The following is a 24,806-nucleotide window of genomic DNA, read 5'->3' as shown; positions in this document are numbered from 1 at the left end:
CGGCTCCGCCGTGCCGCGGGGCCACGGATTTTCGCGCCGGGGGTGGCGGCCCGCAGTGGTGTGTTCCATCTCGAACGTTTCGAACAGCCCTTTCGTCGAGTTCAGCGTCTGCTCCTTCTACAGGGCCTTTATGATCACGAACTCAACCGAAAGGGGAATCAGTTGAGGCGCATGTGGATTGTCGCTCCCGTCGGCCTGGTAACGGCGACGGCGCTACTGGGGTGCAGTACGGGGGCGGGGCCGGTGAACTCCGCCCGGGTCGCCAACACCCGGGCGGGCACGGTCGGAGGCCAGGGCGAGGTGACCAAGGTCGCCGAACGGCTGCGGCTGACGATGGACCGGCTGCGGTTCCAGGACGTCCTGGACATGGCACCGCCCGAGTCGGCCCAGGCCCGGTCGCTCGCGAACCCCGTGGACAAGGAGGCCCGCAAGCCGCGCGACCTCGCCCGGCTGTTCTCCGCCGCCGCCGATCCGAAGCCGATCGTCCAGCAGCCGCAGATCGACGCGACCGTGATCGAGCTGGACCGCAAGGGCCGGCCGGTCTCGTCCGGCACCGTACTGATGAGCCCGAAGTACCAGCACGGGATCGTGGTCCCGGTCGACCGGAACCTGTCCACCGAGGACGTGCGCTGGCGCCAGTGGGACGACGCCGGCTGGTACGCCAACAAGGGCCAGGGCACCGTGGACGTGGTTCCGGGCCGCGAGAACGCCCCGGTCGACCACATGCTCGCCTACCCGGCCTCGGTGCTGAAGCTGATGGTCAACTTCGGCGTGCTGCGGCTGGTGGACCAGGGCGTCATCAAGCTGGACCAGGTGTACGACTACAAGCCGACCGAGATCAGCTCGCTGTGCGGCGAGGCCAGCAGCAAGACCGTTCGGCAGTACATGGACGCCTCGCTCACGTACTCCTCGAACGCCGCGTCCTGCGCCCTGGTCAAGCTGCTGCACGACCACAAGGCCGTCGACCCGCTCAACCAGACCTTCCAGGACCTCGGGCTGCGGACGCTCCAGCTCAAGGACACCAACCCGGTCAACGGCGGGCACTGGGGCAACGCCGTCACGATGAGCTCGCTCGACACCGCCAAGCTGCTGACGCTCATCAACGGCGTCCCCGGCCGGGCCTGGACCGCGCCGAACGGGAAGCCGGTCACGAGCGCCGTGCTCAGCGCCGCGTCCCGCAGGGTGTTCCAGGGCCTGCTGAAGCAGCAGGGGTTCAACGACATGCTGTCGTCCACGAACTGGTGCGGCGGGAACTACCCCGCGCCTGGCCTTCCCAACGCGGCGCCGTCCCGCTGGGTGGGCGCCGACGGCACCGTGACCGTCGACGGGAACAAGTTCGGGCGGGACGTACGGCCGTGCAACAAGAAGGCCGAGGTCTCCTTCGCCCACAAGACCGGCTGGGTGAACAACACCGCCAGTGAGGCGGGCATCGTCAAGGCCCTGCCGGGCAAGGGCGGGCGCAGCTACATCGTGGCCGTCTTCTCGAACCTCGGCACCCAGTACACCGACGCCCGCCGGCCGGCATCGCAGCCCGGCGCCTACCCCTTCTCCTACACCGAGAAGTTCGCCCAGCTCGGCCGCATCGTCGACACCTACGAGAAGCGGCGCGTCGCGTCGCAGCCATAATCCGCTATCTGTGGATTCGGCCCTGAGACGGGCCGCCGGTGGATAGGTTCGCGGGCATGCACAAGGTGATCACTGGTGACGGCCGGACGCTGGCCGCGGAGGAGTGGGGCGTCCCGGACGGGACACCGGTCCTCTCATTGCACGGCACTCCGATGGGGCGGCTGGCGCGGTACCCGGACGGGGAGCTGTTCGACCGGCTCGGAATCCGGTTGATCACCTACGACCGGCCGGGGTTCGGCGCGTCGGAGGCCGCGCCCGGCCGGGTGGTGGCGGACGCGGCCGGCGACGCCGTGGCGATCGCCGACGCGCTCGGGATCGGCCGGTTCGCGGTGTTCGGGGTCTCGGGCGGCGGACCGCACGCGCTCGCGGTCGCCGCCGCCCATCCCGACCGGGTCACCCGCGTCGCCACGCTGGCCGGCATGGCGCCGCGCGACGCCGCGGGCCTGGACTGGACGGCCGGGATGATGGCAGGCAACCAGGTCAGCGCGATCGCGGCGCTGCTGGGTCGGGCCGCCGTGCACACGCACCTGTCGGCGGTCGGCTCCGCGGCTCCGCCCGCGCTGCCGGAGGCCGAGCAGACGGTGCTGGCGCGGCCCGCGATCCGGGACATGCTCGGCGCCGCGTTCGCCGAGGCGATGCGGCCCGGGCTGGACGGATGGGTCGACGACGTCGTCGCCCTATGGGGCTCGCCGTGGGGGTTCGACGCCGCCTCGGTCGGCGTGCCCGTGCGGATCTGGCACGGTGCGCAGGACTCGGTCGTGCCGGTCGCGCACGGCGAATGGCTCGCCGGGCGGATTCCGGGCGCGACACTGGTCCGCCAGGAGGACGCCGGTCACGCGGGCCACTTCGACGCGACCCCGGCCACGCTGGAGTGGCTGCTCGCCGCGGACAGGGCCGCCGCCTGACGGAGCGCCGCCGCCCGGCGCGCCGCCGCGCCCTCCCCGGTCAGCCGGGGAGGGCGTAGCGGCCGTCGTCCAGCGGGTCGACCAGGCCGTCGGAGACCAGGCCGTCGAGGGCGCGTTCGCGCTGGACGGAGTCGGACCAGACCACGTCCAGCGCGGGCTTGCCCACCGGGCCCTCGGCGTCGCGGAGGACGGCCAGAATGCGGCCCCGGCACTGCCGGTCGGTGCCCGCGTAGGTCTGGCCCTTGCGCGGCGGCCCGTCGTAGGCGGGACGGCCCGCCTTCTGCCACGCGCACGCGCCGAGCACCGGGCAGTCGACGCACCGGGGCGAGCGCGCCGTGCAGACGAGGGCGCCGAGCTCCATCACCGCGACGCCCCAGCGGGCGGCGGTCGGCGGGTCGAGCGGGAGCAGCGATTCGGCGAGCCGCACCTCGGCTTTGGTCTGCGACTTCGGCGGGTACTCCTGCGCCGAGACCAGCCGCGCCAGGACGCGGCGGACGTTGGTGTCGAGCACGGCGTGCCGCTGCCCGAACGCGAAGCTCGCGACGGCCGCGGCCGTGTAGGCGCCGATGCCGGGCAGCGCGAGCAGGTCACCGTGGGACGTGGGGACCTCGCCGCCGTGCCGTTCGACGATCGCGCGGGCGCTCTGGTGCAGGCGCAGGGCGCGGCGCGGGTAGCCGAGCCGCCCCCAGGCCCGGACCGCCTCGCCGGACGGCTCGGCGGCGAGCGCGCCGGGCGTGGGCCAGCGCGCCGTCCAGGCGGACCAGGCCGGCAGGACGCGGTTCACCGGTGTCTGCTGGAGCATGATCTCGCTGACCAGGACGCTCCAGGGGGTCGCGTCCGGCGCGCGCCAGGGCAGGTCCCGGGCATTGGCGGCATACCAGTCGAGAATCTGGTCGGTGTGGGTGGAATTCATGACGACTCGCCATTCTGGCACGGCGGTTCTCCACCGCTCACCAGATAAACAAACGCATACTGACCGTATGGGTTCGGACACTGGACGTGATACCGACGCTTCTGGACTGGACGAGTACTGGCGGCGGCGCGCCGTCGCGCTGATCGGGGTGGTCGGCGTCGTGGGCCTGCTGACCTGGGCCTGCGCGGGCGGCGGCGACGATGGGAAGCCGCCGCACAACGCCGCCGAGGTGGCCGGCGCGAGCCCGGGCGTGCCGCCCGCGCCCACGGCGATGCCGACGGTGACGGTCACCGCGACGACCAAGGCCACCGCCACCGCCACCGCCACCGCCACCTCCACCGCCACCTCCACCGCCGCGCCCGCCGCGAAGGACGGTGACGCCTGCGCGCCCGGCGACGTCGTGATCGCGATGGCGGTGACCCGCGCCACCTACGCGGGCGGCGATCGGCCGAGTTTCCGGGTGACGGCCGTCAACACCGGCAAGCGGACATGCACGTTCGACGTCGGGTCGCGGGCGCTGGACGTGCGGATCACGTCCGGGCCCGACCAGGTCTGGTCGTCGGCGCAGTGCGGGCGGGGCGACGGCTCGTCGGTCAAGACGCTGCGCCGCGGCGTCCCGTACGTCGACACGGTCGGCTGGGACCGCAAGCGCGGCTCGGACGGCTGCAAGGGCGACCGGAGGACCGCCCGGCCCGGCACCTACGTCGCGACGGTCAAGGCCGCCGGCGCCAAGGTCGACGACCAGGTCTTCCACCTGCGCTGACCGCCGCCCGGCCCGCGAGGGGCGGTTCGCGGCACCGGGAGGCCCGGGCCGCCCGGTTCGGGGCGGCCCGTCAGACGTAGCGTTCGAGGATGGACGACTCGGCCAGCCGGGACAGCCCCTCGCGGACGCTGCGGGCGCGCGATTCGCCCACGCCGCCGACGGCCTGGAGGTCGTCGATGCCCGCGGCCAGGAGCTTCTGGAGGCCGCCGAAGTGCTCGACGAGGCGCTCGATCACCAGGCTCGGCAGCCGCGGCACCTTGGCGAGCAGGCGGTAGCCCTTGGGGCTGACCGGCAGGTCGAGCGAGTCGGGACCGGTGAACCCCATCACCTCGGCGACGGTCGACAGGTCGAGCAGGTCGTTGGCCGACAGCACGTCGAGCGCGGTCAGCACGGCGTCGACCCCGCGGTCGCGGGCGCCCGCGGACGGGTAGTCGCGGACGATCAGCTCCCGGTCGACGTCGACGCCGGAGACCAGTTCGTCGAGCTGGAGCGAGAGCAGCCGGCCGTCGGTGCCGAGCTCGACGACGTACCCCTCGATCTCGTCGGCGATCCGGCGCACCATCTCCAGCCGCTGCACCACGGCGGCGACGTCGCGGACCGTGACCAGGTCCTCGATCTCCAGCGCGGACAGCGTGCCCGACACCTCGTCGAGCCGCAGCTTGTAGCGCTCGAGGGTGGCCAGGGCCTGGTTGGCCTTGGACAGGATGGCCGCCGAGTCCTCCAGGACGTAGCGGATGCCGTCGAGGTAGAGCGCGATGATGTGCATCGACTGGCTGACCGAGATCACCGGATAGCGGGTCTGCCTGGCGACCCGCTCGGCGGTGCGGTGCCTGGTGCCCGACTCCTCGGTGGGCAGGGTGGAGTCGGGTACGAGATGCACCGCGGCGCGCACGATGCGCCCGTGGGTGCTGTCGAGGACGATGGCCCCGTCCATCTTGGCGAGCTCGCGCAGCCGGGTGGCGGAGAACTCGACGTCGAGTTCGAAGCCCCCGGTGCACAGCTCCTGGACGAGCCGGTCGTAGCCGAGCACGATCAGACCGCCGGTGTGCCCCCGCAGGATGCGTTCCAGACCGTCGCGGATCTGGGTGCCCGGGGCCACCGCGGCGAGCGTGGCGCGGCGTCGTTCGTCATGAGCCTTGTCGTGTGCTGGCACCTGGCCCCCGGAGGTCGCTGGACGGCGTCAGTTTACCGAGGAGGGGCCCGGACCGGTTCCTCCCCTGGTCGCAGCATGTGCCGCGTGGCGTAATACTCTGGCGTGACGCGTGTTACGGCGCTGTAAAGGATACTTGCAGCGCTTGTTGCAGGCTGTCGACCTCCATCACCTTCATCCCCTCGTAACTCGAGAGCTGGGGATCGGCCCGCTTGAGCGGGGAGCCGTCGGCGAGTTCCAGCGAACCGCGCGGGACGACCGCGTGCTTGAAGCCGAGCCGGGCGGCCTCGGCCAGCCGCCGCTGGACCCCCGGGACGACCCGCACCTCGCCCGCCAGCCCGACCTCGCCGAGCGCGATCAGGCTGCTCGACAGGGACTGCTCGACGGTGGACCCGGCGACCGCGAGCGCGAGCGCGAGGTCGACCGAGGTCTCCGACAGCCGGACGCCGCCGACGGTCGAGACGTACACGTCCTGCTCGTGCATGGAGATCTTGCAGCGCTGGGCGAGGACGGCCAGCACCATCGACACGCGGGAGGTGTCGAGCCCGGAGGTCGCCCGGCGCGGCGCGGGCAGGTGCGACTTGGCGACCAGCGCCTGCACCTCGGCGACCAGCGGCCGGCGGCCCTCCAGCGTGACGGTCACGCAGGTGCCGGGGACGGGCTCGTCGCGGCGGGTCAGGAACAGCCCGCTCGGGTCGGGCAGCCCGACGATGCCGACCTCGGACAGGTCGAAGCAGCCGAGCTCGTCGGTGGGGCCGTAGCGGTTCTTGACGGCGCGGATCATGCGGAGCCGGCTGTGCCGGTCGCCCTCGAAGTAGAGCACCACGTCGACCAGGTGCTCGAGCAGGCGCGGGCCGGCGATCGCGCCCTCCTTGGTCACGTGCCCGACCAGGACCACGGTGATGCCGCGCTCCTTGGCGACCCGGATGAGGTTGGCGGCGACCTCGCGGATCTGCGTGACGCCGCCGGGGGCGCCGTCGACCTCGGAGGTGCCGATCGTCTGGATGGAGTCGACCACCACCAGGGTGGGCCGGACGGTCTCGATGTGCCCGAGCACGGCCGACAGCTCGGTCTCGGCGGCCAGGTAGAGGTCGTCGGTGATCGCGCCGACCCGGTCGGCGCGCAGCCGAACCTGCTCGGCCGACTCCTCACCGGTGATGTAGAGCACGGGAGTGGGGGTCCGGTCTTCCTGTTCGGACGCCGGCTGCCAGGGGAGGGACTCCCCGCCGCCCCTCTGCTGCGGAACCCCCGTCGCGGCGCCGTCCGCCGGGCCGGTGCCGGTGCCGTTGGCGGTGCCGTTGGCGGAGGCGAACCGCTGCGCGTCGGCGGCGGAGTCGGACGCGGTGGAGGCGAGCGCGGCGACCTCGAGGAGCAGCGTCGACTTGCCGATCCCGGGCTCGCCCGCGAGCAGCACGACGGCACCGGGCACGATGCCGCCGCCGAGCACCCGGTCGAGCTCGTCGAGGCCGGTGGGCCGGGACTGCGAGGACCGGACGTCGACCTGGCCGATCGGCAGGGCCGGAGCGCTCACCGCGCCCGCCGTGACCACCCGCGCCGGGGTGGCCGAGCCCGCCTCGGTGACCGTGCCCCACGCCTGGCACTCGCCACAGCGCCCCACCCACTTGGAGGTCTGCCAGCCGCAGTCGGAGCAGCGGTAGGTGGCCTTCGCCGTCTTCGCCTTCGCCATGCGCGAAGCGTAGAGGGTGCCGCCGACAATCCCCGTGGTCCGCGCCGGGTTCTCAGTCGGTCACGGTCTTGCGGGCCCGTTCGATCAGGTCGCCGAGGTGGTCGGAGACGACGCTCGGCCGCTCCAGCATCGCCATGTGGCCGGCGCCCGGGACGACCTCCAGGCGCGCCGACGGCACGCGGGTGGCGATCCGCAGGCTGTGCTCGACCGGGGTGAGCGCGTCGTGCTCCGCGCCGATGACCAGGGTGTCGGCCCGGCCCAGGGCGGCGCAGTCGCTGATCTCCCGGTGCGTGATCATCGAGCGGAAGAAGTCGGTGAGCGCGTCCATCCGGGTCTCGGTCATCATCTGCTCGGCGAACGCGACCGCGGCGGGGGAGGCGTCCGGGCCGAACGCGATCAGGTCCTCGATCAGCATCGAGCCGTCCCGGCCGAGGTGCCGGACCTTCTCGATCAGCGGGGACCCGGCGCCGGCCGCGCGCAGCGCGCGGGGGAGCACCCGGTGGGTGCCGCGCGCCAGCAGCGCGGGCAGGCCGAGATCGACCTCGCCGAGCCCGCCCGAGGAGGTGCACAGCAGGCCGGCCGCGACGATCCTGCGGCCGATCAGGTCGGGGTGCCGGTCGGCGTACCGCATGACCGTCATGCCGCCCATGGAGTGCCCGACCAGCACCACCGGGGTGTCCTCGGGGACGGTCCGCTCGATCACCGCGGCCAGGTCGCCGGCGAGCCCGGGGAGGGCGTAGCCGTCGCGGGCGCCGCCGTCGGAGCGGCCGTGCCCGCGCTGGTCCCAGAAGACCAGCCGGCCGAGGCCGCGCAGCGCCTTGCGCTGGAAGTGCCAGGAGTCCTGGGTGAGCGTCCAGCCGTGCGAGAAGACCACGGCCAGGTCGGTGCGGTCGGCGCCGTCGATCTCGGCGTACAGGCGGGTGCCGTCGCCCGCGCGCACCGGCACGGGACGCCCGCGCAGCGAGCCGAACGGCTCGCCCGCGTAGGGGTCGGGCCGGAGCTGGAGCCGGCGCACGGCGCGGCGCTGCGCGGCGAGCCCGGCTCCGGCGGCGCCCGCGCCGAGCGCGGTCGCGGCAAGGATGGTGCGGCTCGTCCTGGCGGCACGGCCCATGGTCGGTCCTCCCCCTCCGGCGTCTGCGCGGCCATTGTTGTACAGCGGGTCAGTAGCGGCCAGGGTGGATTCCCGAATGTGACCAACCCGTCAGTAACTTCAAGGGCAACGCCACCACAGATTCACCGCGTAGTCCACCTCCAGCCCGGGATGCTCGCGCAGGCACGCGGCGGCCAGCTCGGCGGGGAACTCGATCCGCAGCACCGCGGCCAGGTCGTCCCGGCTCTGGAACGACCAGCGGATCATCAGCGGCTCGCGGGAGAATCCGCGCCGCGACCAGAACCGCTCGACGGCCCCCGGGTCGTAGGACGGCAGGCTCCGCCGGAACCAGCCGCCGAAGGTGGACCGGGTCGCGTCGTTGTCGATGACGAAGATGGCGCCGCCGCGCCGCACCACGCGGTCGAGCTCGGCCAGCCCCGGCTCGCAGCCGGGCCCGAAGAAGTAGGCCCAGCGGACGTGCACCACGTCGACCGACGCGTCCGGCAGCGGCAGCGCCTGCGCCGCGCCGACGCGCACCGCGACGTTCGGCAGCCCGCGGACGCGCCGCCGGGCCGCCGCCGCGAGCCCGGCGTGCGGCTCCACCCCGACCACCCGCGCCGCGTCCCGCGCGAAGGCGGGCAGGTGGTAGCCGGTGCCGCAGCCGAGGTCGAGCACCGTCGCGCCGTCCCACGGGCGGATGGCGCGCATCGCCGACTCCAGCGTCCCGTCCGGGTCGGCGGCGCGGTTCTCGATCTCGTACAGCTGCGGGGCGTTCCAGATGTTGGGGCTGGGGACGGCGCCCGATGCGATCTCCACCATGACCAGCAGAGCGTATCCATCGGCGCCGTCAAGAAATCAGGATCACGCCGAGCCGGAGGGCGCTCGGCCGCCGCGGGCGCATAGGCTTTCCCACGAGTACAGCCGAAAATGCCCGACCCCACGAACATCGCCCTGACGACCATCTGGCGAGGGAGCCTTGACCCCGCAGCACAACGGTGCCGTTACCCCGGTCATCCGCGTCCCGGACGCGCCGATCACGCTCTCCACCGCGTCGGTCTATCCGGAGAAGGTGCCGAGCGCCTTCGAGACGGCCGCGCTGCTGGGATACGACGGCATCGAGGTGATGGTCTCCACCGACGCCTCCTCGCAGGACCTCAACGTGCTGCGCCGGCTCTCCGAGTACCACCAGGTCCCGATCAAGTCGATCCACGCGCCCTGCCTGCTGCTGACCCAGCGGGTCTGGGGCCGCGAGCCCTGGGGCAAGCTGGTGCGGTCCAAGGAGGTCGCCGAGGAGCTCGGCGCCGAGGTCGTGGTGGTGCACCCGCCGTTCCGCTGGCAGCGCGAGTACGCGCGGGAGTTCGTCGAGGGGCTGGCCCGCATGCAGGACGAGACCGACGTCCTCTTCGCGGTCGAGAACATGTTCCCGCTGAAGGCGCGCGGCGCCGAGGCCGGCATGTACCTGCCCGACTGGAACCCCGTCGACCAGGACTATCCGTACGTGACCCTCGACCTGTCGCACACCGCGGTCTCGGGGTCCGACGCGATCGAGATGGCCGGGCTGCTCGGCGACCGGCTGCGGCACCTGCACCTCGCCGACGGCCTCGGCACCACCAACAAGGACGAGCACCTGGTGCCGGGACGGGGCGGCCAGCCGTGCGGACCGATCCTGGAGACGCTCGCCGACGGCGCGTTCCGCGGCCACGTCGTCCTGGAGGTCAACACCCGCCGCGCCGCCTCCCGGGCCGAGCGGACCGAGGACCTGGCCGAGGCCCTCGCCTTCGCCCGCCTGCACCTGGCCGCCGCCGACCGCACCTGGGAGGTCACCCCGGGCGGTGAGGTCTCCCCTCGGAGCACGCGGTGAGCGAGGCGGCGCGTCCGCCGGCCGGGCCCGCTGCCGCGAGGCCGGGACGGGGCCCCGGGCGCCGTCCCGGGCCGACCGAGACCCGCGAGGCGATCCTGGCCGCGGCGCGCGGGCTGTTCGCGGAGAAGGGCTACGACGGCGCCTCGCTGCGCGCCATCGCGCGGGCCGCCGGGGTCGATCCCGCGCTGGTGCACCACTTCTTCGGCAACAAGGAGGGCGTGTTCGTCCAGGCCATGCGGTTCCCGGTCGATCCGTCCCGGCTGCTGCCGAGGATCATGGCGGCGCCCGCGGAACGGCGCGGCGAGGCGCTGGCGCGCACGTTCCTGGAGGTCTGGGGCGACGAGGAGCGCCGCGCGCCGATCCTGGCCATGCTCCGCTCGGCGATGACCAACGAGCGGGCCGCCGCGATGATGCGCGAGTTCGTGGTGACCGAGCTGTTCGCGCGCGCGGGCGAGGCGCAGGGCATCCCGGCGCTCCGGGTGAACGCCGCCGCGGGGCAGCTCATCGGCGCGATGATCCTGCGGTACGTGCTGCGGGTGGAGCCGATCGCCTCCGCCTCCGAGGACGAGCTCGTCGCGCTCCTCGGCCCGACGCTCCAGCGCCACCTCACCGAAGGACCGCCTGACGGCGACGGCTGAACCGCCGTCCCGTCCCCTCCTCTCCCTCCCATGCGTCCCCTGGGCCCTCGCCCTGGGGATTTTGGTGTTTCCGGACGTCCGCTCCGCCCGCTCTCCTTGACCGGGCCGGTTCGGCGATCTAAATTCAACACATGATGAGTTCAGTTCCAGCGGTCAGCGTCCGCGACCTCCGGGTGGAGCGCGGCGGCCGGGACGTCCTGTACGGGATCGGCTTCGAGGCGGCCCGCGGCTCGCTGCTCGGACTGCTCGGCCCGAGCGGCTGCGGCAAGACCACCCTGATGCGGGCCCTGGTCGGGGTGCAGATCGTCAAGAGCGGCACGGTGACCGTGCTCGGCGAGCCGGCCGGCTCGCCCGCGCTGCGCCGCCGCGTCGGGTACGCCACCCAGGCGCCCGCCGTCTACGGCGACCTCAGCGTGGGCGAGAACCTGCGGTACTTCGCCGCCGTCCTCGGCGCGCCCCGCTCGGACCCCGCCCGGGTGGTCGACGAGGTCGGGCTCGGCCGGCACCGCGACCAGGTCGCGGCGACCCTGTCCGGCGGACAGCTCACCCGGGTCAACCTCGCCGTCGCCCTGCTCGGCGGCCCCGAACTGCTCGTCCTGGACGAGCCGACCGTCGGCCTGGACCCGGTGCTGCGCCAGGAGCTGTGGGAGCTGTTCCGCGAGCTTGCGGGCCGCGGCACCACCCTCATCGTGTCCAGCCACGTCATGGACGAGGCGGGCCGCACCGACCGGCTGCTGCTGATGCGCGAGGGCCGCGTCCTGGCGGACGGCGCGCCCGAGTCCCTGCGGTCCCGCACCGGGGCCGCCGACCTGGAGGGGGCCTTCCTCCGGCTGATCACCGAGCGCGGCGGGAGCACGGCATGAGCCTCACGATCACCCTCGCCACGACGCGCCGCATCCTGGTGCAGCTCCGCCACGACCGCCGCACCCTGGGACTGCTGGTCGGCGTGCCCAGCCTGCTGATGATCCTGCTGCGGTACGTCTTCGACCGGCCCGAGACCTTCGACCGGGTCGGGCCGATGCTGCTCGGCGTGTTCCCGTTCGTGATCATGTTCATCGTGGCCAGCGTCGGCACCTTGCGCGAGCGCACCGGCGGCACGCTGGAACGGCTGATGACCACGCCGCTCGGCAAGCTGGACCTGCTGTTCGGCTACGCGCTGGCCTTCGGCCTGATCGCCCTGGTCCAGGTCGGCGTGGTGCTGCTGATCTCGCTGACCTGGCTCGGCCTGGACCTGGCCGGGCCGGTGTGGGCGCTGGTCCTGGTGGCGGTGCTGGACGCGCTGCTCGGCATGGCGCTCGGCCTGTTCGCCAGCGCGTTCGCGCGCACCGAGTTCCAGGCGGTCCAGTTCATGCCCGCGTTCGTGCTGCCCCAGGCGCTGCTGTGCGGGCTGATCATGCCGCGCGACCAGATGGCGTCCTGGCTGGAGGCGATCTCCCGGGTGCTGCCGCTGACCTACGCGGTGGACGGGATGCAGGAGGTGAGCCGCGAGACCGGCTTCACCGGTTCCCTGGCCGTCGACCTGGCGGTCATCGCCGGGTGCGCGCTGCTGGCCCTGATGCTCGGAGCGGCCACGCTGCGCCGCCGTACCCCCTGAACCGGCCCGTCCGGCGGGCCGCGCCCCCTCGACCGGACCCGTCCGGCGGTCCTCGTGCCCCGATCCGGACACCCAGGCGAAAGCGGCGATTCCCGATGGGGTCCTGCTGGTAGCTTCGGCGCCATGAGCCCCGTGAACCCGTCCGGCCCTCCGGCGCCGCAGCAGCCCGCAGGCGCGCAGCCGCAAGCGGCGGACCCGGTCATGCCGGGCCGGCCCGGTCCGGACGACGCGAACGCCTTCTGGGGCGAGGGCGGGTCCGGCGGCGAGGGCGGCGAGGCCGGGTCCGGCGGCGACGGGCACCGGCGCCGGAAGCGCCGCTGGCCGCGGGTCCTCATCGCCGTGGGCGTCTTCGTCGCGCTGATCGTCGCCGGTACCGGCGCCCTCCTGTGGCAGCGGCAGTCGTCCTACAACGGCAACATCGACCGGGTGCACGGCGTCATGCCCGGCGGGCAGCGCCCCGGGCCCAACGTGACCGGCACCGAGAACTGGCTGCTCGTCGGCTCCGACACCCGCGCCGACGCCGGCACCACCGGCGACGGCAACGACGTGTGGAAGCCCGGCGGGCAGCGGTCCGACACCATCATGCTGCTGCACCTCCCGGCCGACCGCAGCAAGGCGTACGTGATCTCGTTCCCGCGCGACTCGTGGGTGAACATCCCCGGCTACGGCGCCCAGAAGATCAACGCGGCGTTCTCCTTCGGGGGCCCGAAGCTGCTCATCGAGACCGTGGAGCACCTCACCGGTGCCCGCGTCGACCACTTCGGCGCGATCGACTTCGCCGGGTTCAAGACGATGACCGACGCGCTCGGCGGCGTCGAGATCGACATCAAGCAGAGCGTCTACGACCCCGCCCGCAAGGTGAACTGGACGGCGGGCCGGCAGACGCTGGACGGCGAGAAGGCGCTGCTGTTCGTCCGGCAGCGCTACAACCTGCCGAACGGCGACTTCGACCGGATCAGGCGGCAGCAGGCGTTCCTCGGGGCGCTGGCGAAGAAGGCCGCGAACGGCGGCACGGTCAGCAACCCGCTCAAGCTCGACCGGTTCCTGTCGGCGTTCACCAAGTCGATCAGCGTGGACGACGGCGTCTCGGCCGGCAAGCTGCGCTCGCTGGCGGTCAGCCTGCGCGGCATCCGGGCCGGCGACGTGCAGTTCCTGACCGCGCCCAACAAGGGCAGCGCGCAGCGCGGCAAGCAGAGCGTGGTGCTGCTCGACAAGGCCAAGTCGTCCGCCCTGTTCGAGGCCGTGAAGACCGCCGAGATGGCCGACTACGTCAAGCGGTACGGCGGGGTCAACAGCGTCGGCACCGTCTCCTGAGCGCCGTCCGGGCGGGGCGTAGCCTGGGGCCACAGGGACGACGCCGCCCCTGTGGACAAGGGGTGTGAAGTGCTTCGTCAGGCCCTGCTCGCGGCCTCACGCAGCGTTGGCGCGCGCAGGATCGTGAACACCGCGCCCTTCGGCCGCGACGTCGTCCGGCGGTTCATCGCGGGCGAGACGATCGACGACGCGCGGCGCGTCACCGAGGAGCTGACCGCGGAGGGCCTGCTGGTGAGCCTGGACGTCCTCGGCGAGGACGTCCAGGGCGCCCGCCAGGCCGCCAGGACCACCGCGCAGTACGTCGAGCTGCTCGAAGGGCTGGGCGCGGCCGGGCTCGGCACCCGCGCCGAGGTCTCGCTGAAGCTCACGGCGGTCGGCCAGCCGGTCGACGACGCCCTCGCGCTGGAGAACGCCCGGCTGGTCTGCTCTGCCGCCCGCTCCGCGAGCACCACCGTCACCGTCGACCTTGAAGGCTTCTCCACGGTCAGGTCCACGCTCCTCACGGTGCAGGAGCTGCGCCGCGACTTCCCCGAGACCGGCGCGGTCGTCCAGTCGTACCTGCGCAGGGCCGAGGAGGTGTGCGCCGAGCTGGCGTTCGAGGGTTCCCGCGTCCGGCTGTGCAAGGGCGCCTACGCGGCGCCCGAGTCGGTGGCCTTCACCGACAGGGCCGAGGTCGACAAGTCGTTCGTGCGGTGCATGAAGGTCCTGATGGCGGGCAAGGGCTACCCGATGCTGGCCACGCACGACCCCCGGCTGATCGACATCGCCGGGGCGCTCGCGGTGCTGAACGGGCGCGACGCCGACACCTTCGAGTACCAGATGCTCTACGGCATCCGCCCGCAGGAGCAGCTGCGGCTGGCCGGGCAGGGCTCCCAGGTCCGCGTCTACGTCGCGTACGGAGCCGAGTGGTACGCCTACTTCATGCGCCGGCTGGCCGAGCGCCCGTCCAACCTCGGCTTCCTCCTGCGCTCGGTCGCCACCCGCGCGTAGTTGTTTTTCGCCCGGCCCGGTGCCCTCGCCTGGCGGCTCGGGCGCCGACCTGGCTTGGGCGAGCGCGACATCGCTTCGCGATCTGGCCCGTGAGGCTCGCCTCCGGCATCGCCCCACCGGCCAGGTAGCGCGCTCGCGCGAGGGTTGAGGCACTGTGAAGAGGTCCTGGCTGCGCTTGCCCGGCCCGGCTTCCTCGCCTGGCGGCTCGGGCGCCGACCGAGCTCGGAACGGAGCGCGCTGTCCTGGGCGTGGCGGGCGATAGGGTGATGCGGTCGTTGAAACCCCACGTCAGGTATGCAAATGATCGCGATTCTGGGTGCCGGGAAGATGGGCGAGGCACTGCTGTCCGGGGTGCTCCGGGCCGGTCGCCGCCCGTCCGAGCTGATGGCGACCGCCCGCCGCGAGGAGCGCGGCGCGCTGCTGCGCGAGCGGTACGGCATCGAGATCGTCACCAACGTCGAGGCCGCCGAGACCGCCGAGACGCTGATCCTGGCGGTCAAGCCGCAGGACATGGGCGCCCTGCTGGACGAGGCCGGCCCGCGCATCCCGGCCGGCCGCCTGGTGATCTCGATGGCGGCCGGGATCACCACCGGGTTCGTCGAGGAGCGGCTCCCGGCCGGCGTCCCGGTCGTCCGGGTCATGTCCAACACCCCGGTGCACGTGGACGAGGCGATGAGCGTCATCTCGGCCGGATCGCACGCCGCCGAGGAGCACCTCAAGCTCGCCGAGGAGCTGCTGTCCCCGGTCGGCAAGGTGCTGCGCATCCCCGAGTCGCTCCAGGACGGCGCCACCGCGCTGTCCGGAAGCGGCCCCGCGTACTTCTACTACCTGGTCGAGGCGATGGTCGACGCCGGCATCCTGCTCGGCATGCCGCGCGCCGCGGCGCTGGAGATGGTGATCCAGTCGGCCGTGGGCGCCGCGGTGATGCTCCGCGACTCCGGCGAGCACCCGGTGCTGCTGCGCGAGGCCGTCACCTCCCCGGGCGGGACGACGATCGCCGCCATCCGCGAGCTGGAGCGGCACGGGGTCCGCGCCGCCGTGCTGGAGGCCATCGAGGCCGCCCGCAACCGGGGCCGCGAGCTGGCCGGCGGCTGACGTCCGCCGACGTCCGCCGACGTGGACCCGCCGCCGGATCGGCGGCCCGGAGATTGAGCCGATCGGGGGCCCGCGGCCGTGTAAGAGGTATGGGTATTCTGCTCCGCGTGCTCGTGGCCGCCGGTCTCGTCGTCGACGCCGTCGTGCACTGGCGGTTCGCTCCCGACATGGCCTACGTGGAGGGCGGCGCGATCGGCGGTGATCTGCTGTTCCGCGTCCAGGGGGTGGTCGCGGCCGTGGTCGCGGTCCTGGTCCTGGTCGCGGCCCGCCGCTGGTCGTACGCGCTCGCGTTCCTGGTGGCGGCGAGCGCGGCCGGCGCCTTGCTGCTCTACTACTTCGTCGACGTGGGGGCGCTCTGGCCGCTCCCGGACATGCACGAGCCGGTCTGGTACTCCGACAAGACCATCAGCCTGGCCGGAGAGGGCGTGGCGGCGCTCGCGGCGCTGGCCGGTCTCCTCACCGTGCGGGGGAAGCGGTCGTCCCGCGAGCCGGAGAACGCCGCCCGCCTCTGAGGTCCTTCCGCGTCACCCGGATCTCGGTTGGCGAGGCACCTCCGCACGGCCGTGGTCCTGCCTACCCGCGGCCGTGCGGAGGTCACCTCAAGTTCGGACCGGGCCCCATCCTCACGCGACGGCTCCCGTGCCGGCCGCGGCGGCGCCGGGCGCGGCGCCCGCGCGGGCTCCGGCGACGGCCGAGCCGATGAACCGGGCGGCCTCCCTCATCGCCGCGCTCGCCTCCGGGAGGACCCGGTTGAGGATCTGGAAGACGTGCATCTGGCCGTTCCAGACCTGGAGCTCGCAGTCGGCGCCGGACCGGATCAGGGCCTCGGCCAGCGCCTCCGCCTCGGGCCGCAGCACCTCGGCGCCGCCGACCTGGATCAGGATGGGCGGCGGATCCGTCCAGGGGGAGGTGAGCAGGGCCAGCCGCGGGTCGTCGAATCCGGCCGGCCCCACCACGAGACGGGCGATCCGGCGCGCCGCGTAGGCGCTGATGTACGGATCGCGGGCCTCCCGCTGGGCGCGCGTGGACAGCTCGCAGGTCAGGTCGACCCACGGGGAGAACAGGACTGCGCCGGCCGGGCGGGGCAGGCCGGTGCGGCAGACCTCGGCGGTCAGCGCGGCGGCCAGGTGCCCGCCCGCCGAGTCGCCCGCGATCACGATGCCGGCCGCGGGCACGCCGCGGTCCAGCAGCCAGCGGTACGCGGCGAGGGCGTCCTCCAGCGGCGCCGGGAAGGGGTGCTCGGGGGCCAGCCGGTAGTCGGGCGCCAGGACCGGCAGGCCGGTGTCGAGCGCCAGCCTGGACGTGATGGGCCGGTGCGTGCGGGGCGAGCACACCACGTACCCGCCGCCGTGCAGGTACAGGACGGCGCCGGGCGGGGGCCGCCCGTCGTCGGCGTCGCGGCCGACCACCCATTCGCCGACGACGCCGGGCCGTCCGGCCGGGCCCGCCTCGACCTGCGGGTCGTTCAGCGGGCGGACGGTCACCCGGGACGTGTGCCGCATCAGCAGCGCCGCGGCGTCGACCGTCGTGCGGGCGGTGCGGAGGCCGGCCGCGTGGCCCGGCACACGGTGGAGGAACGGCCGTACGCCGTACCAGAGGGCGCCGGAGATGGCACGGCTGCGGACGCTGGGGCCGCGTTCGTGGGACGGGAGCGGTGCGGCGGCGGCCCAGGGCACCGCGCGGGGGGCGGTGAGCGGTGTCACCTCCGCGGGCGCCCCGGAGAGGGGTCGAGAGTCCATCTGCACCCCGTGTGTCGTGTTTCCGTGGTGTTAAGGAGATGCCCGCAATCGGGCGATCGTTCACGTCACAACTTGGTTGCCGTCCGGCCGAACGGCCTTCGGTGTGACTCAGGCCACGCGGCCCCGCCGTGCGGCGGGGCGATAGCGTGAGGGCCATGAGCAGCGCCGAGCCGCCCCCGTCCGCAGCGGACTGCGGGCTCCAGATCCTTTGGGACGACAGGCTCATCTCCTACGATTTCGGTCCCGGGCATCCGATGAACCCGGTCCGGGTCGAGCTGACCATGGCCCTGGCCCGCGAGCTCGGCGTCCCGGAGCTGCCCGGCGTGCGCGTCGAGACGTTCGAGGCCGCGGGCGACGACCTCCTCGAGCTGGTGCACGAGCCGGCCTACATCGCGGGGGTCAAACGCGCGGGCGCCACCGGCCTCCCCGAGCTGCGGTTCGGGCTCGGCAGTCCCGACAACCCGGTCTTCCCCGGCATGCACGACGCGTCCGCGCTGGTCGCGGGCGCCTCGGTCGCCGCCGCCGAGGCGGTCTGGACGGGCGCGGCCGGGCACGCCGCCAACATCTCCGGCGGGCTGCACCACGCGCTCAGCGGCGCCGCCAGCGGCTTCTGCGTCTACAACGACCCGGCGATCGCGATCGCGTGGCTGCTGGAGCAGGGCGCCGAACGGGTCGCCTACGTCGACGTCGACGTCCACCACGGCGACGGCGTCCAGGCGGCGTTCTACGACGACCCGCGGGTCCTGACGATCAGCCTGCACGAGACGCCGCGGACGCTGTTCCCCGGCACGGGCTTCCCCAGCGAGTCCGGCGGACGGGGCGCCGAGGGCACGGCGGTGAACGTGGCGCTCCCGCCCGGCACCGGCGATGCGGCCTGGCTGCGCGCGTTCGACGCCGTCGTCCCGCCGCTGCTGCGCGCGTTCCGGCCGCAGGTGCTGGTCACCCAGCACGGCGCCGACGGGCACGCGCTCGACCCGCTGGCCCACCTGATCCTCAGCGTCGACGGGCAGCGCACCGCGTACGCGATGCTGCACCGCTTGGCGCACGAGACGGCGGGCGGGCGGTGGGTGGTCACCGGGGGCGGCGGCTACGAGCTGGTGCAGGTCGTGCCGAGGGCGTGGACGCATCTGCTGGCCGAGGCCGCGGGCCGCCCGATCGACCCCGAGACGGCCACCCCCGAGGGGTGGCGCGAATTCGTGCGGAACCGGACCGGGGAGATCGCGCCGCGCCGGATGACCGATGGAACGAGTGTGGTGGAGGTGCGCACGTGGGGGAGCGGCTACGACCCGGCGAACCCGGTCGACCAGGCGGTGCTGGCGACCCGGCGGGTGGTGTTCCCCGAACACGGCCTGGATCCGATGACGGACCTGTGACCGGCGGGCCGGCGGTGCCGGCGCCGACCCGCGCGGAGCTGCGCGCCCACCTGGTCCGCACGATGATCGCCGGTGGTGTGGCCACCCCGCGGCAGAACAACCTGCTGCACTTCCGGCGGATGGCGAACGGGCTGCCCTACTACCAGTTCGGCCTCGAACTCGACCCGGCGTGGACCGAGCGCACGGTGCTGGCGATGATGGTCGAGCGCTGCGGCGTCGACCCCGACCCGATGCACCTGTACGGCGACGACACCATCGACCCCGACCTGACCATCGACGCGCTGGAGGCGATGGGCGACCGCGTCGGGCTCGCCGCGCGCCGCCGCGAGAACGTGGTGCTGGCCACCGGGCACCCGGCCAACCTCACCCCGCTCTACCAGGCGCTGGCCCGCGCGCTGGCCGGACGCGGCTGCCGGGTGCTGACGCCGTCCGGCGGCTGGACGTACCAGGCGATCGCCTACGGGCCCACCGAGCTGCGCCGGCTCGTCTACGCCCCGGGCGGCGTGGCGATGCTGGAGGACGACGGCGGGCGTACGCAGCACACCCACGACCCGGACGCGATGCAGGAGATGCTCGCCGCGCTGGCGCCCCGCACCCGGGCGTTCGATACCGGTGCCGGAGTGGAGTCCGCCAGGGAATCGAGCGATTGGCCGGATCTGGCCATCGCCGACCACGGCTGGGCGGGCGCCGCCGGTCAGGCCGGGATCGACACCGTGGGCTTCGCTGACTGTAACGATCCGGCCCTGTTCGCGGGCGCCGCCGAGGGCAAGATCGATGTGGTCGTGCCCCTTGACGACGGCATATACCCGCAGCACTACGCCCCGTTGACGGCGTTCCTGCTCGCCCGCGCCGGCCTGGGCTGATCTCCGTCCATCCGTTCCGGCGGCGGAGCCGGACACGGAGCGTCACCATGTGTGACGCGGCGGCCACTTCGGGGCGCATGCGCCCGCGCGGAGCCTTCGGCGACGTCTGAGTCGCAGGTCGTCGCGTGGTTTCGGCTCACAAGCGTTCGCCGCGCTACGCCCGGTGCCGTCATGTCCACGCTCTGTGCCGAAGTCCAGGTGTGGCCGCGGGGTCAGGACGGGACACGGAAATGGATGGGACTCCCCTCTTGCGACTGCCGATACACGATTTACGCTGGAGGAAGTACACGTGCGTGATCAAAGTCACCCAAAGGGCCGGTGCGCGGCACGTGTGGAAGAGGGCGTCCGATGAGCTCAGGCGAGCGACCTCTGAGTGAGGTCAGGTTCCTGACTGTGGCCGAAGTGGCGGCGGTGATGCGGGTGTCCAAGATGACCGTCTACCGTCTCGTCCACTCAGGCGAGCTGCCCGCGATCCGCGTGGGCCGTTCGTTCCGAGTCCCCGAGCAGGCCGTTCACGACTACCTGCGCGAAGCGTTCATCGAAGCCGGATAGCGTCCGCCCCCGCGTTCGCGGGGACGTTCCGGGGAGGGGGGCGGGGCAGAGTCTGTGCGCCTCGCCGCCGATCTCGAACCCGGCCGTGCAGGGGGCTCCGACGTGGATCTGGCGATCCGCGGCGGAAGCTGGGGAACAGTCCTCGCGCCAGCGGGGACGCGTCGAGGGAAGAAGACCGGCCGGCGACCGGCAGGCCGCCGGAACCGGTGTCCGGGCGCCCGGGGCATCGCCGATGCCCGCGGCGCACCGGGCGCCGGAGACGGTACTGGACAGGCAACGTGCGGAGCCGCCGGATGGCGGCGCCCGCCGGTGACCCTTCATGCCGGCGGAGGCGCCGGCCGTCGCGAACGGGTTCTCGCCGGGGTCCGCACGGCGTCGCCGAACGGCCCGTCGAGGCCCGTGAGAGAGCTGCGCGAGGGGCGTTCGGAGGACGCGCAGGGCGACCGTCACGGCGCCGCGGGTGACCGGCGGCATGACCGCCGCCAGTACAGCGGTACTCTTGGGCGGCGGACTGTGTACGCCCGTCGAGCCACGCTCGCATGCGTTACGCCCGTCTCCTGCACAACACCCGATTTTTGCCAAGCGAGGTCTCGTGGGCTCTGTCATCAAGAAGCGCCGCAAGCGGATGGCGAAGAAGAAGCACCGCAAGCTGCTCAAGAAGACGCGCATCCAGCGTCGCAACAAGAAGTAAGACGCCGGCCACTCAGCCGTAAGGGGTGGGGCGCACAGTGTCCTACATGCCCGCCGCCGCGGCCCGTGTCGTACTAGTCACGGGCGTCTCCCGTTTCCTGGGGGCGCGGGTCGCGAACACCCTCCAGGCCGACCCGGGCATCGAGCGGGTCATCGGCGTGGACACGGTCCCACCCTCGATGTCGCTCGGGCGCACCGAGTTCGTGCGCGTCGACATCCGCACGCCGGGCATCGCCAAGGTCATCTCCTCGGCCGAGGTCGACACGGTGGTGCACCTGAACCTGGTCTCCTCCCCGTCGGTGCCGCGGGCGAAGGTGAAGGAATTCAACGTCATCGGCACGATGCAGCTGCTGGCGGCGTGCCAGCGGTCGCCGGACATGCGCAAGCTCGTCGTGCGGTCCTCGGCCGCGGTCTACGGCTCCTCGCCGATGGACCCGGCGGTGTTCACCGAGCGCGACGAGCCGGTGGAGGCGCCCACCTCCGGGTACGCCAAGGACGCGGTCGAGGTCGAGGGCTACGTGCGGGGGCTGTGCCGCCGCCGCTCCGATCTGACCGTCTCGGTGCTGCGCTTCGCCAACTTCCTCGGGCCGGGGGTCGACTCCCCGCTGACCCGCTACCTGACCATGCCGGTCGTCCCGACGGTGCTCGGCTTCGATCCGCGCCTCCAGTTCGTGCACGAGGACGACGGCGTCGAGGTGCTGCGCCGGATGACCGTCGAAGACCATCCCGGCTGGTTCAACGTGGCGGGCGACGGCGTCCTGCTGCTGTCGCAGGCGCTGCGCCGGGCCGGCCGCCCGTACCTGCCGGTGCCCGCTCCGTCCCTGTCGGCGATCGGCGACATGGGGCGGCGGTTCGCCGGGCTGTCGGGCTTCTCGCCCGAGCTGCTGCGCTGGCTCACCTACGGCCGGGTCGTCGACACCGGCGCGCTGGTCGACGAGCTGGCCTGGCGGCCCAAGTACGAGTCCGCCGCCGCGTTCGCCGACTTCGTCTCGGCCCGGGAGCTCGGCCGCGGCGGTCCGCTCCACCTTTTCGACCGGCTGTCCGGCCTCATCGGCCGTGGCTGAGGTGGCCGGCGGCTCACGAGGAGGCCCGCGAGGATGAACGCCCACCGCGAGGAGCGGTCCGACGACGGGCTGGAGCGCAAGATCGCCTCCGGGCTGGCCTTCCTGCGGCGGCGCATCGCCGGCGAGTACGAGGTCGACGAGTTCGGCTTCGACCCCGAGTTCAACGGGACGGTCCTGCTCCCGGTCGCGCGGGCGCTGTACGAGCACTGGTTCCGCACCGAGGTGTTCGGGCTGGAGCACGTCCCCGAGAAGGGCGGCGCGCTGATCGTCGCCAACCACTCGGGCACCGTGCCGCTCGACGGGATCATGCTGTCGGTGGCGGTGCACGACGGCGCCGACCGGCGGCTGCGGCTGCTCGGCGCCGATCTCGTCTACCAGATGCCGCTGCTGGGCCACCTGTCGCGCAAGGCCGGGCACACCCTGGCCGGCCCCGCCGACGCCGCGCGCCTGCTCGGCAAGGGGGAGTTGGTCGGCGTGTTCCCGGAGGGCTTCAAGGGCGTCGGCAAGCCGTTCGCCGACCGCTACAAGCTCCAGCGCTTCGGCCGCGGCGGCATCGCGCAGACCGCGCTGCGGGCCGGCGTCCCGATCATCCCCGCGGCGATCGTCGGGGCCGAGGAGATCTACCCCAAGATCGCCGACTTCCGCCCGCTGGCCCGGCTGCTCGGCCTGCCCTACTTCCCGATCACCCCGACGTTCCCGCTGCTGGGCGTGGCGGGGCTGCTGCCGCTGCCGTCCAAGTGGATGATCCAGTTCGGCGAGCCGATGTCGCTGGCGGAGTACGACGCGGACGCGGCCGACGACCCGATGACGGTCTTCAACATCACCGACCACGTTCGGGAGAACGTCCAGCAGATGCTGTACGACACCCTCCTGCGCCGCGGCCCCGCGTTCCTCTGAGCCGCCGCCGCCCCGCCGCCCCGGGGCACCGCCAGGCACCCCAGGGGAAGCTCAGCCGCGGTAGTGCTTGCGGAGGGCGATGCCCGCGGCGACGCCGCCGGCCAGGGCGCCCGCGCCCGCGGCCGCGGGCAGCGCGACCATGGTGACCTTGCGCCCGGTCCGGAAGTCGTGGATCGGCCAGCCGTGTTCCTTGGCATGGTCGCGCAGGTCGGAGTCGGGATTGACGGCGTGCGGATGGCCGACCGCGGTCAGCATCGGCAGGTCGTTGATCGAGTCGCTGTAGGCCGAGCAGCGGGCCAGGTCGAGGCCCTCGCGCTGGGCCAGCGCCCGCACCGCCTCGGCCTTGGCGGGGCCGTGCAGCAGGTTGCCGACGAGCCGTCCGGTGTAGAGGCCGTCGCGGGCCTCGGCGACGGTGCCGAGCGCGCCGGTGAGGCCGAGCCGCCGCGCGATGGTGCGCGCCACCTCGACCGGCGTGGCGGTGACCAGCCAGACCTGCTGGCCCGCGTCCAGGTGCTGGAGGGCCAGCGACCGGGTGCCGTGCCAGATCCGGTCGGCCATCACCTCGTCGTAGATCTCCTCGCTGAGCTGGACGATGCCGGCGACCTTCTGCCCGGCCACGAAGGCGAGCGCGGCCTCCTTGGCGCTGCCGATGTGCTCGGAGTTCTCGGTGCCGCGCAGCCGGAAGGCGGCCTGGCCCCAGGTGAACATGGCCAGGTCGCGCAGGGTGAACAGCTTGCGGGAGGCCAGCCCGCGCGCGAAGTAGTAGATCGACGCGCCGCGCATCATCGTGTTGTCGACGTCGAAGAACGCCGCGGCCGAGAGGTCGGGCGAGGGGAGCGGGCCGGGGTCGGTCGCCGCGGCGGCGGCGGCCTCCCCAGCGCTCACGTGGTCGGTCTCTCGGCCGCGCTGCCAGAATCGCCGCATGGGCCAGAGCCTAGTCAACCGGCTCGCGGTGCCCGCCGGTCCGCCGGGGAATGCGATAGTCCTCACGCCGTTCGGTGTTCCGATCGGCGTTCCGGCCGGAACTCCGGTCGGCGGCCTCGGCCACGAGCCGTTCGCGCAGGACGGCGCGGAAGACGGGGTCCGGGTCGGCCTCGCGCATCTGCATGCGGAGCCGGTTCAGCGGATTGCGGTCCTCGGCGGTGCTCCTACCGTGCAGTTTGATCATCCTTTTTGTCCGCCCCATGCAACGTTCCCTGAAAATTGCTCTCCCAGCCGCACAACGAGCGGGCCGCACGAGGGGTTACGGCCGGGTCCGGGCCGCCCCGAACGAAGATCGTTTCAGTAGCGCAGATCGGCGGGCAGCGCCCGCGCCAGCGACCGCACGGCGCGATACTGCAACGCCTTGATCGCGCCGGTCTTCTTGCCCATCACCAGCGCGGTCTCGGCCACGCTGAGGCCGTGCAGGAAGCGCAGCACCACGCACTCCTGCTGCTCGGAACCGAGTTGCCGGACGGCCTTCAGGAGGGTCCGGTTCGTCATCGAGTCGAGCACCGCCCGCTCGGGCCCCTCCTGAAGACGGTCGGGCTCCAGCAGCTCGGCCGTGCAGATCTCCAGTCGGTAGCGGCTGGACTTGAAATGGTCGGCCACCAGGTTACGGGCGATCGTCACCAGCCAGGCCCCGAAGTCCTTGCCCTGCCAGTTGAAATCGCTCATCCGGCGCAGCGCCCTGAGGAAGGTCTCGCTGGTGAGGTCCTCGGCCAGCGCGTGCGCGCCGACGCGGTAGTAGACGTAGCGGTAGACCAGGTCGACATAGTGGTCGTAGAGGCGGCCGAACGCGTCAGCGTCGCCGTCCCTGGCCCGCAGGACCAGCGCCTTCAGCATCTCGGCGCGGTCTTCGGCGTCCGCGCTCCGGGCGCGGCGGGGAAGCGTGAGGACCTGGGCGTTGATGGCCAGGCTGCTCATGCGGCTCTCCTCGGGGGGCTTACGCGACCACCGGCATGGGTTGCCACTCTAGGTACCGGCGGGTACGGCAGGCAATGGCGGGCGCCTCGCGATGTCC

26 protein-coding genes are annotated in these 24,806 nt (G+C 73.0%); 17 read left to right on the top strand and 9 right to left on the bottom strand.

The features are described 5' to 3' along the window. Window positions 1-243: 243 nt before the first annotated feature. Together OHA34_RS20585 and OHA34_RS20580 are read left to right on the top strand one after the other, a co-directional pair. Entirely contained in the window at window positions 244-1,626 is a 1,383-nt protein-coding gene (locus OHA34_RS20585) for a serine hydrolase (protein WP_285944345.1), read from the top strand. Window positions 1,627-1,682: 56 nt separating this feature from the next. Next, on the top strand, window positions 1,683-2,531 hold the full coding sequence (locus OHA34_RS20580) for an alpha/beta fold hydrolase (protein ID WP_329518597.1): 849 nt from the start codon (window positions 1,683-1,685) through the stop codon (window positions 2,529-2,531). A gap of 40 nt (window positions 2,532-2,571) precedes the next feature. On the opposite strand, the gene OHA34_RS20575 is transcribed toward OHA34_RS20580, so the two are convergent. Next, window positions 2,572-3,444, bottom strand: coding sequence for an A/G-specific adenine glycosylase (locus OHA34_RS20575; RefSeq protein ID WP_285944343.1), 873 nt, complete (start codon window positions 3,442-3,444; stop codon window positions 2,572-2,574). A gap of 67 nt (window positions 3,445-3,511) precedes the next feature. Between OHA34_RS20575 and OHA34_RS20570 the strand changes: the two genes are divergently transcribed. Then, a complete protein-coding gene (locus tag OHA34_RS20570) occupies window positions 3,512-4,207 on the top strand; it encodes a hypothetical protein (RefSeq protein ID WP_329518596.1) in 696 nt (231 codons plus the stop codon). Between the two features lie 70 nt (window positions 4,208-4,277). Here OHA34_RS20570 and disA read toward each other — a convergent pair whose 3' ends face one another. The 4 genes from disA to OHA34_RS20550 all read right to left on the bottom strand — a co-directional run bounded on the left by disA (window position 4,278) and on the right by OHA34_RS20550 (window position 8,953). Then, complete coding sequence (gene disA / locus OHA34_RS20565; protein WP_329518595.1) at window positions 4,278-5,360, bottom strand: DNA integrity scanning diadenylate cyclase DisA; 1,083 nt, start codon at window positions 5,358-5,360, stop codon at window positions 4,278-4,280. A 112-nt stretch (window positions 5,361-5,472) separates the two neighbouring features. After that, the gene (radA, locus tag OHA34_RS20560; RefSeq protein WP_329518594.1) at window positions 5,473-7,044 is read right to left on the bottom strand and encodes a DNA repair protein RadA; all 1,572 of its coding nucleotides are present in this window, start codon (window positions 7,042-7,044) and stop codon (window positions 5,473-5,475) included. A gap of 52 nt (window positions 7,045-7,096) precedes the next feature. After that, the gene (locus OHA34_RS20555) at window positions 7,097-8,155 is read right to left on the bottom strand and encodes an alpha/beta fold hydrolase (protein WP_329518593.1); all 1,059 of its coding nucleotides are present in this window, start codon (window positions 8,153-8,155) and stop codon (window positions 7,097-7,099) included. Window positions 8,156-8,254: 99 nt separating this feature from the next. Further along, on the bottom strand, window positions 8,255-8,953 hold the full coding sequence (locus OHA34_RS20550) for a class I SAM-dependent methyltransferase (RefSeq protein WP_285944339.1): 699 nt from the start codon (window positions 8,951-8,953) through the stop codon (window positions 8,255-8,257). A 157-nt stretch (window positions 8,954-9,110) separates the two neighbouring features. Here OHA34_RS20550 and OHA34_RS20545 point away from each other — a divergent pair, with 157 nt between their 5' ends. From OHA34_RS20545 to OHA34_RS20510, 8 genes are all read left to right on the top strand, one after another. Beyond that, window positions 9,111-9,995, top strand: coding sequence for a sugar phosphate isomerase/epimerase family protein (locus OHA34_RS20545; protein WP_285944338.1), 885 nt, complete (start codon window positions 9,111-9,113; stop codon window positions 9,993-9,995). After that, window positions 9,992-10,633, top strand: coding sequence for a TetR/AcrR family transcriptional regulator (locus OHA34_RS20540; protein WP_329518592.1), 642 nt, complete (start codon window positions 9,992-9,994; stop codon window positions 10,631-10,633). Before OHA34_RS20545 ends, OHA34_RS20540 begins: the two co-directional genes overlap by 4 nt. Window positions 10,634-10,764: 131 nt before the next feature. Continuing rightward, complete coding sequence (locus tag OHA34_RS20535) at window positions 10,765-11,496, top strand: ABC transporter ATP-binding protein (RefSeq protein WP_285944336.1); 732 nt, start codon at window positions 10,765-10,767, stop codon at window positions 11,494-11,496. Continuing rightward, complete coding sequence (locus tag OHA34_RS20530) at window positions 11,493-12,227, top strand: ABC transporter permease (RefSeq protein WP_329518591.1); 735 nt, start codon at window positions 11,493-11,495, stop codon at window positions 12,225-12,227. The genes OHA34_RS20535 and OHA34_RS20530 overlap by 4 nt, the downstream gene beginning before the upstream one ends. 123 nt (window positions 12,228-12,350) lie before the next feature. Next, complete coding sequence (locus OHA34_RS20525; protein ID WP_285944334.1) at window positions 12,351-13,541, top strand: LCP family protein; 1,191 nt, start codon at window positions 12,351-12,353, stop codon at window positions 13,539-13,541. A 69-nt stretch (window positions 13,542-13,610) separates the two neighbouring features. Continuing rightward, complete coding sequence (locus OHA34_RS20520; protein ID WP_329518590.1) at window positions 13,611-14,531, top strand: proline dehydrogenase family protein; 921 nt, start codon at window positions 13,611-13,613, stop codon at window positions 14,529-14,531. A gap of 300 nt (window positions 14,532-14,831) precedes the next feature. Beyond that, the gene (proC, locus tag OHA34_RS20515; protein ID WP_329518589.1) at window positions 14,832-15,626 is read left to right on the top strand and encodes a pyrroline-5-carboxylate reductase; all 795 of its coding nucleotides are present in this window, start codon (window positions 14,832-14,834) and stop codon (window positions 15,624-15,626) included. 107 nt (window positions 15,627-15,733) lie between these two features. After that, window positions 15,734-16,138, top strand: a complete 405-nt coding sequence (locus tag OHA34_RS20510) for a hypothetical protein (protein ID WP_285944331.1) — start codon at window positions 15,734-15,736, stop codon at window positions 16,136-16,138. Window positions 16,139-16,249: 111 nt separating this feature from the next. Here the strand turns inward: OHA34_RS20510 and OHA34_RS20505 are convergent, their stop codons facing one another. Further along, a complete protein-coding gene (locus tag OHA34_RS20505) occupies window positions 16,250-17,365 on the bottom strand; it encodes an alpha/beta hydrolase (RefSeq protein WP_329518588.1) in 1,116 nt (371 codons plus the stop codon). 155 nt (window positions 17,366-17,520) lie between these two features. Here OHA34_RS20505 and OHA34_RS20500 point away from each other — a divergent pair, with 155 nt between their 5' ends. The 6 genes from OHA34_RS20500 to OHA34_RS20475 all read left to right on the top strand — a co-directional run bounded on the left by OHA34_RS20500 (window position 17,521) and on the right by OHA34_RS20475 (window position 22,804). Beyond that, entirely contained in the window at window positions 17,521-18,738 is a 1,218-nt protein-coding gene (locus tag OHA34_RS20500) for an acetoin utilization protein AcuC (RefSeq protein ID WP_432763116.1), read from the top strand. Further along, window positions 18,735-19,601, top strand: a complete 867-nt coding sequence (locus OHA34_RS20495; RefSeq protein ID WP_443029582.1) for a phosphatase — start codon at window positions 18,735-18,737, stop codon at window positions 19,599-19,601. Before OHA34_RS20500 ends, OHA34_RS20495 begins: the two co-directional genes overlap by 4 nt. 348 nt (window positions 19,602-19,949) lie before the next feature. Continuing rightward, the gene (locus tag OHA34_RS20490) at window positions 19,950-20,153 is read left to right on the top strand and encodes a helix-turn-helix domain-containing protein (protein WP_030163775.1); all 204 of its coding nucleotides are present in this window, start codon (window positions 19,950-19,952) and stop codon (window positions 20,151-20,153) included. Window positions 20,154-20,745: 592 nt separating this feature from the next. Then, window positions 20,746-20,844, top strand: coding sequence for a 30S ribosomal protein bS22 (locus OHA34_RS20485; protein ID WP_018654693.1), 99 nt, complete (start codon window positions 20,746-20,748; stop codon window positions 20,842-20,844). Between the two features lie 46 nt (window positions 20,845-20,890). Beyond that, window positions 20,891-21,907, top strand: coding sequence for an NAD-dependent epimerase/dehydratase family protein (locus tag OHA34_RS20480; RefSeq protein WP_329518587.1), 1,017 nt, complete (start codon window positions 20,891-20,893; stop codon window positions 21,905-21,907). 33 nt (window positions 21,908-21,940) lie between these two features. Continuing rightward, window positions 21,941-22,804 carry a lysophospholipid acyltransferase family protein gene (locus OHA34_RS20475; RefSeq protein WP_285944328.1) on the top strand — a complete coding sequence of 288 codons (864 nt, stop codon included), beginning with the start codon at window positions 21,941-21,943 and terminating at the stop codon, window positions 22,802-22,804. A 51-nt stretch (window positions 22,805-22,855) separates the two neighbouring features. Here the strand turns inward: OHA34_RS20475 and OHA34_RS20470 are convergent, their stop codons facing one another. From OHA34_RS20470 to OHA34_RS20460, 3 genes are all read right to left on the bottom strand, one after another. Then, a complete protein-coding gene (locus OHA34_RS20470) occupies window positions 22,856-23,728 on the bottom strand; it encodes an HAD family hydrolase (protein WP_329518586.1) in 873 nt (290 codons plus the stop codon). A gap of 10 nt (window positions 23,729-23,738) precedes the next feature. Then, window positions 23,739-23,972, bottom strand: coding sequence for a hypothetical protein (locus OHA34_RS20465; RefSeq protein ID WP_285944326.1), 234 nt, complete (start codon window positions 23,970-23,972; stop codon window positions 23,739-23,741). Between the two features lie 113 nt (window positions 23,973-24,085). Next, complete coding sequence (locus tag OHA34_RS20460) at window positions 24,086-24,709, bottom strand: ECF subfamily RNA polymerase sigma factor, BldN family (RefSeq protein ID WP_329518585.1); 624 nt, start codon at window positions 24,707-24,709, stop codon at window positions 24,086-24,088. Window positions 24,710-24,806: the final 97 nt, after the last annotated feature.

This window comes from Spirillospora sp. NBC_01491, from assembly GCF_036227065.1.
In the GTDB taxonomy this organism is placed as follows: domain Bacteria; phylum Actinomycetota; class Actinomycetes; order Streptosporangiales; family Streptosporangiaceae; genus Spirillospora; species Spirillospora xylanilytica.
The sequence above is the reverse complement of the archived record's forward strand: the minus strand, read 5'-3'. Positions and strand labels throughout refer to the sequence as shown.

What these genes read in the sequence shown, in the direction of transcription:
- OHA34_RS20580 (WP_329518597.1), top strand. Translation starts at nt 1,683, where the DNA reads ATGCACAAGGTGATCACTGGTGACGGCCGGACGCTGGCCGCGGAGGAG.
- OHA34_RS20575 (WP_285944343.1), bottom strand. Translation starts at nt 3,444, where the DNA reads ATGAATTCCACCCACACCGACCAGATTCTCGACTGGTATGCCGCCAAT.
- OHA34_RS20570 (WP_329518596.1), top strand. Translation starts at nt 3,512, where the DNA reads ATGGGTTCGGACACTGGACGTGATACCGACGCTTCTGGACTGGACGAG.
- radA (WP_329518594.1), bottom strand. Translation starts at nt 7,044, where the DNA reads ATGGCGAAGGCGAAGACGGCGAAGGCCACCTACCGCTGCTCCGACTGC.
- OHA34_RS20555 (WP_329518593.1), bottom strand. Translation starts at nt 8,155, where the DNA reads ATGGGCCGTGCCGCCAGGACGAGCCGCACCATCCTTGCCGCGACCGCG.
- OHA34_RS20550 (WP_285944339.1), bottom strand. Translation starts at nt 8,953, where the DNA reads ATGGTGGAGATCGCATCGGGCGCCGTCCCCAGCCCCAACATCTGGAAC.
- OHA34_RS20535 (WP_285944336.1), top strand. Translation starts at nt 10,765, where the DNA reads ATGATGAGTTCAGTTCCAGCGGTCAGCGTCCGCGACCTCCGGGTGGAG.
- OHA34_RS20530 (WP_329518591.1), top strand. Translation starts at nt 11,493, where the DNA reads ATGAGCCTCACGATCACCCTCGCCACGACGCGCCGCATCCTGGTGCAG.
- OHA34_RS20525 (WP_285944334.1), top strand. Translation starts at nt 12,351, where the DNA reads ATGAGCCCCGTGAACCCGTCCGGCCCTCCGGCGCCGCAGCAGCCCGCA.
- proC (WP_329518589.1), top strand. Translation starts at nt 14,832, where the DNA reads ATGATCGCGATTCTGGGTGCCGGGAAGATGGGCGAGGCACTGCTGTCC.
- OHA34_RS20505 (WP_329518588.1), bottom strand. Translation starts at nt 17,365, where the DNA reads ATGGACTCTCGACCCCTCTCCGGGGCGCCCGCGGAGGTGACACCGCTC.
- OHA34_RS20500 (WP_432763116.1), top strand. Translation starts at nt 17,521, where the DNA reads ATGAGCAGCGCCGAGCCGCCCCCGTCCGCAGCGGACTGCGGGCTCCAG.
- OHA34_RS20490 (WP_030163775.1), top strand. Translation starts at nt 19,950, where the DNA reads ATGAGCTCAGGCGAGCGACCTCTGAGTGAGGTCAGGTTCCTGACTGTG.
- OHA34_RS20480 (WP_329518587.1), top strand. Translation starts at nt 20,891, where the DNA reads ATGCCCGCCGCCGCGGCCCGTGTCGTACTAGTCACGGGCGTCTCCCGT.
- OHA34_RS20475 (WP_285944328.1), top strand. Translation starts at nt 21,941, where the DNA reads ATGAACGCCCACCGCGAGGAGCGGTCCGACGACGGGCTGGAGCGCAAG.
- OHA34_RS20470 (WP_329518586.1), bottom strand. Translation starts at nt 23,728, where the DNA reads ATGCGGCGATTCTGGCAGCGCGGCCGAGAGACCGACCACGTGAGCGCT.
- OHA34_RS20465 (WP_285944326.1), bottom strand. Translation starts at nt 23,972, where the DNA reads ATGATCAAACTGCACGGTAGGAGCACCGCCGAGGACCGCAATCCGCTG.
- OHA34_RS20460 (WP_329518585.1), bottom strand. Translation starts at nt 24,709, where the DNA reads ATGAGCAGCCTGGCCATCAACGCCCAGGTCCTCACGCTTCCCCGCCGC.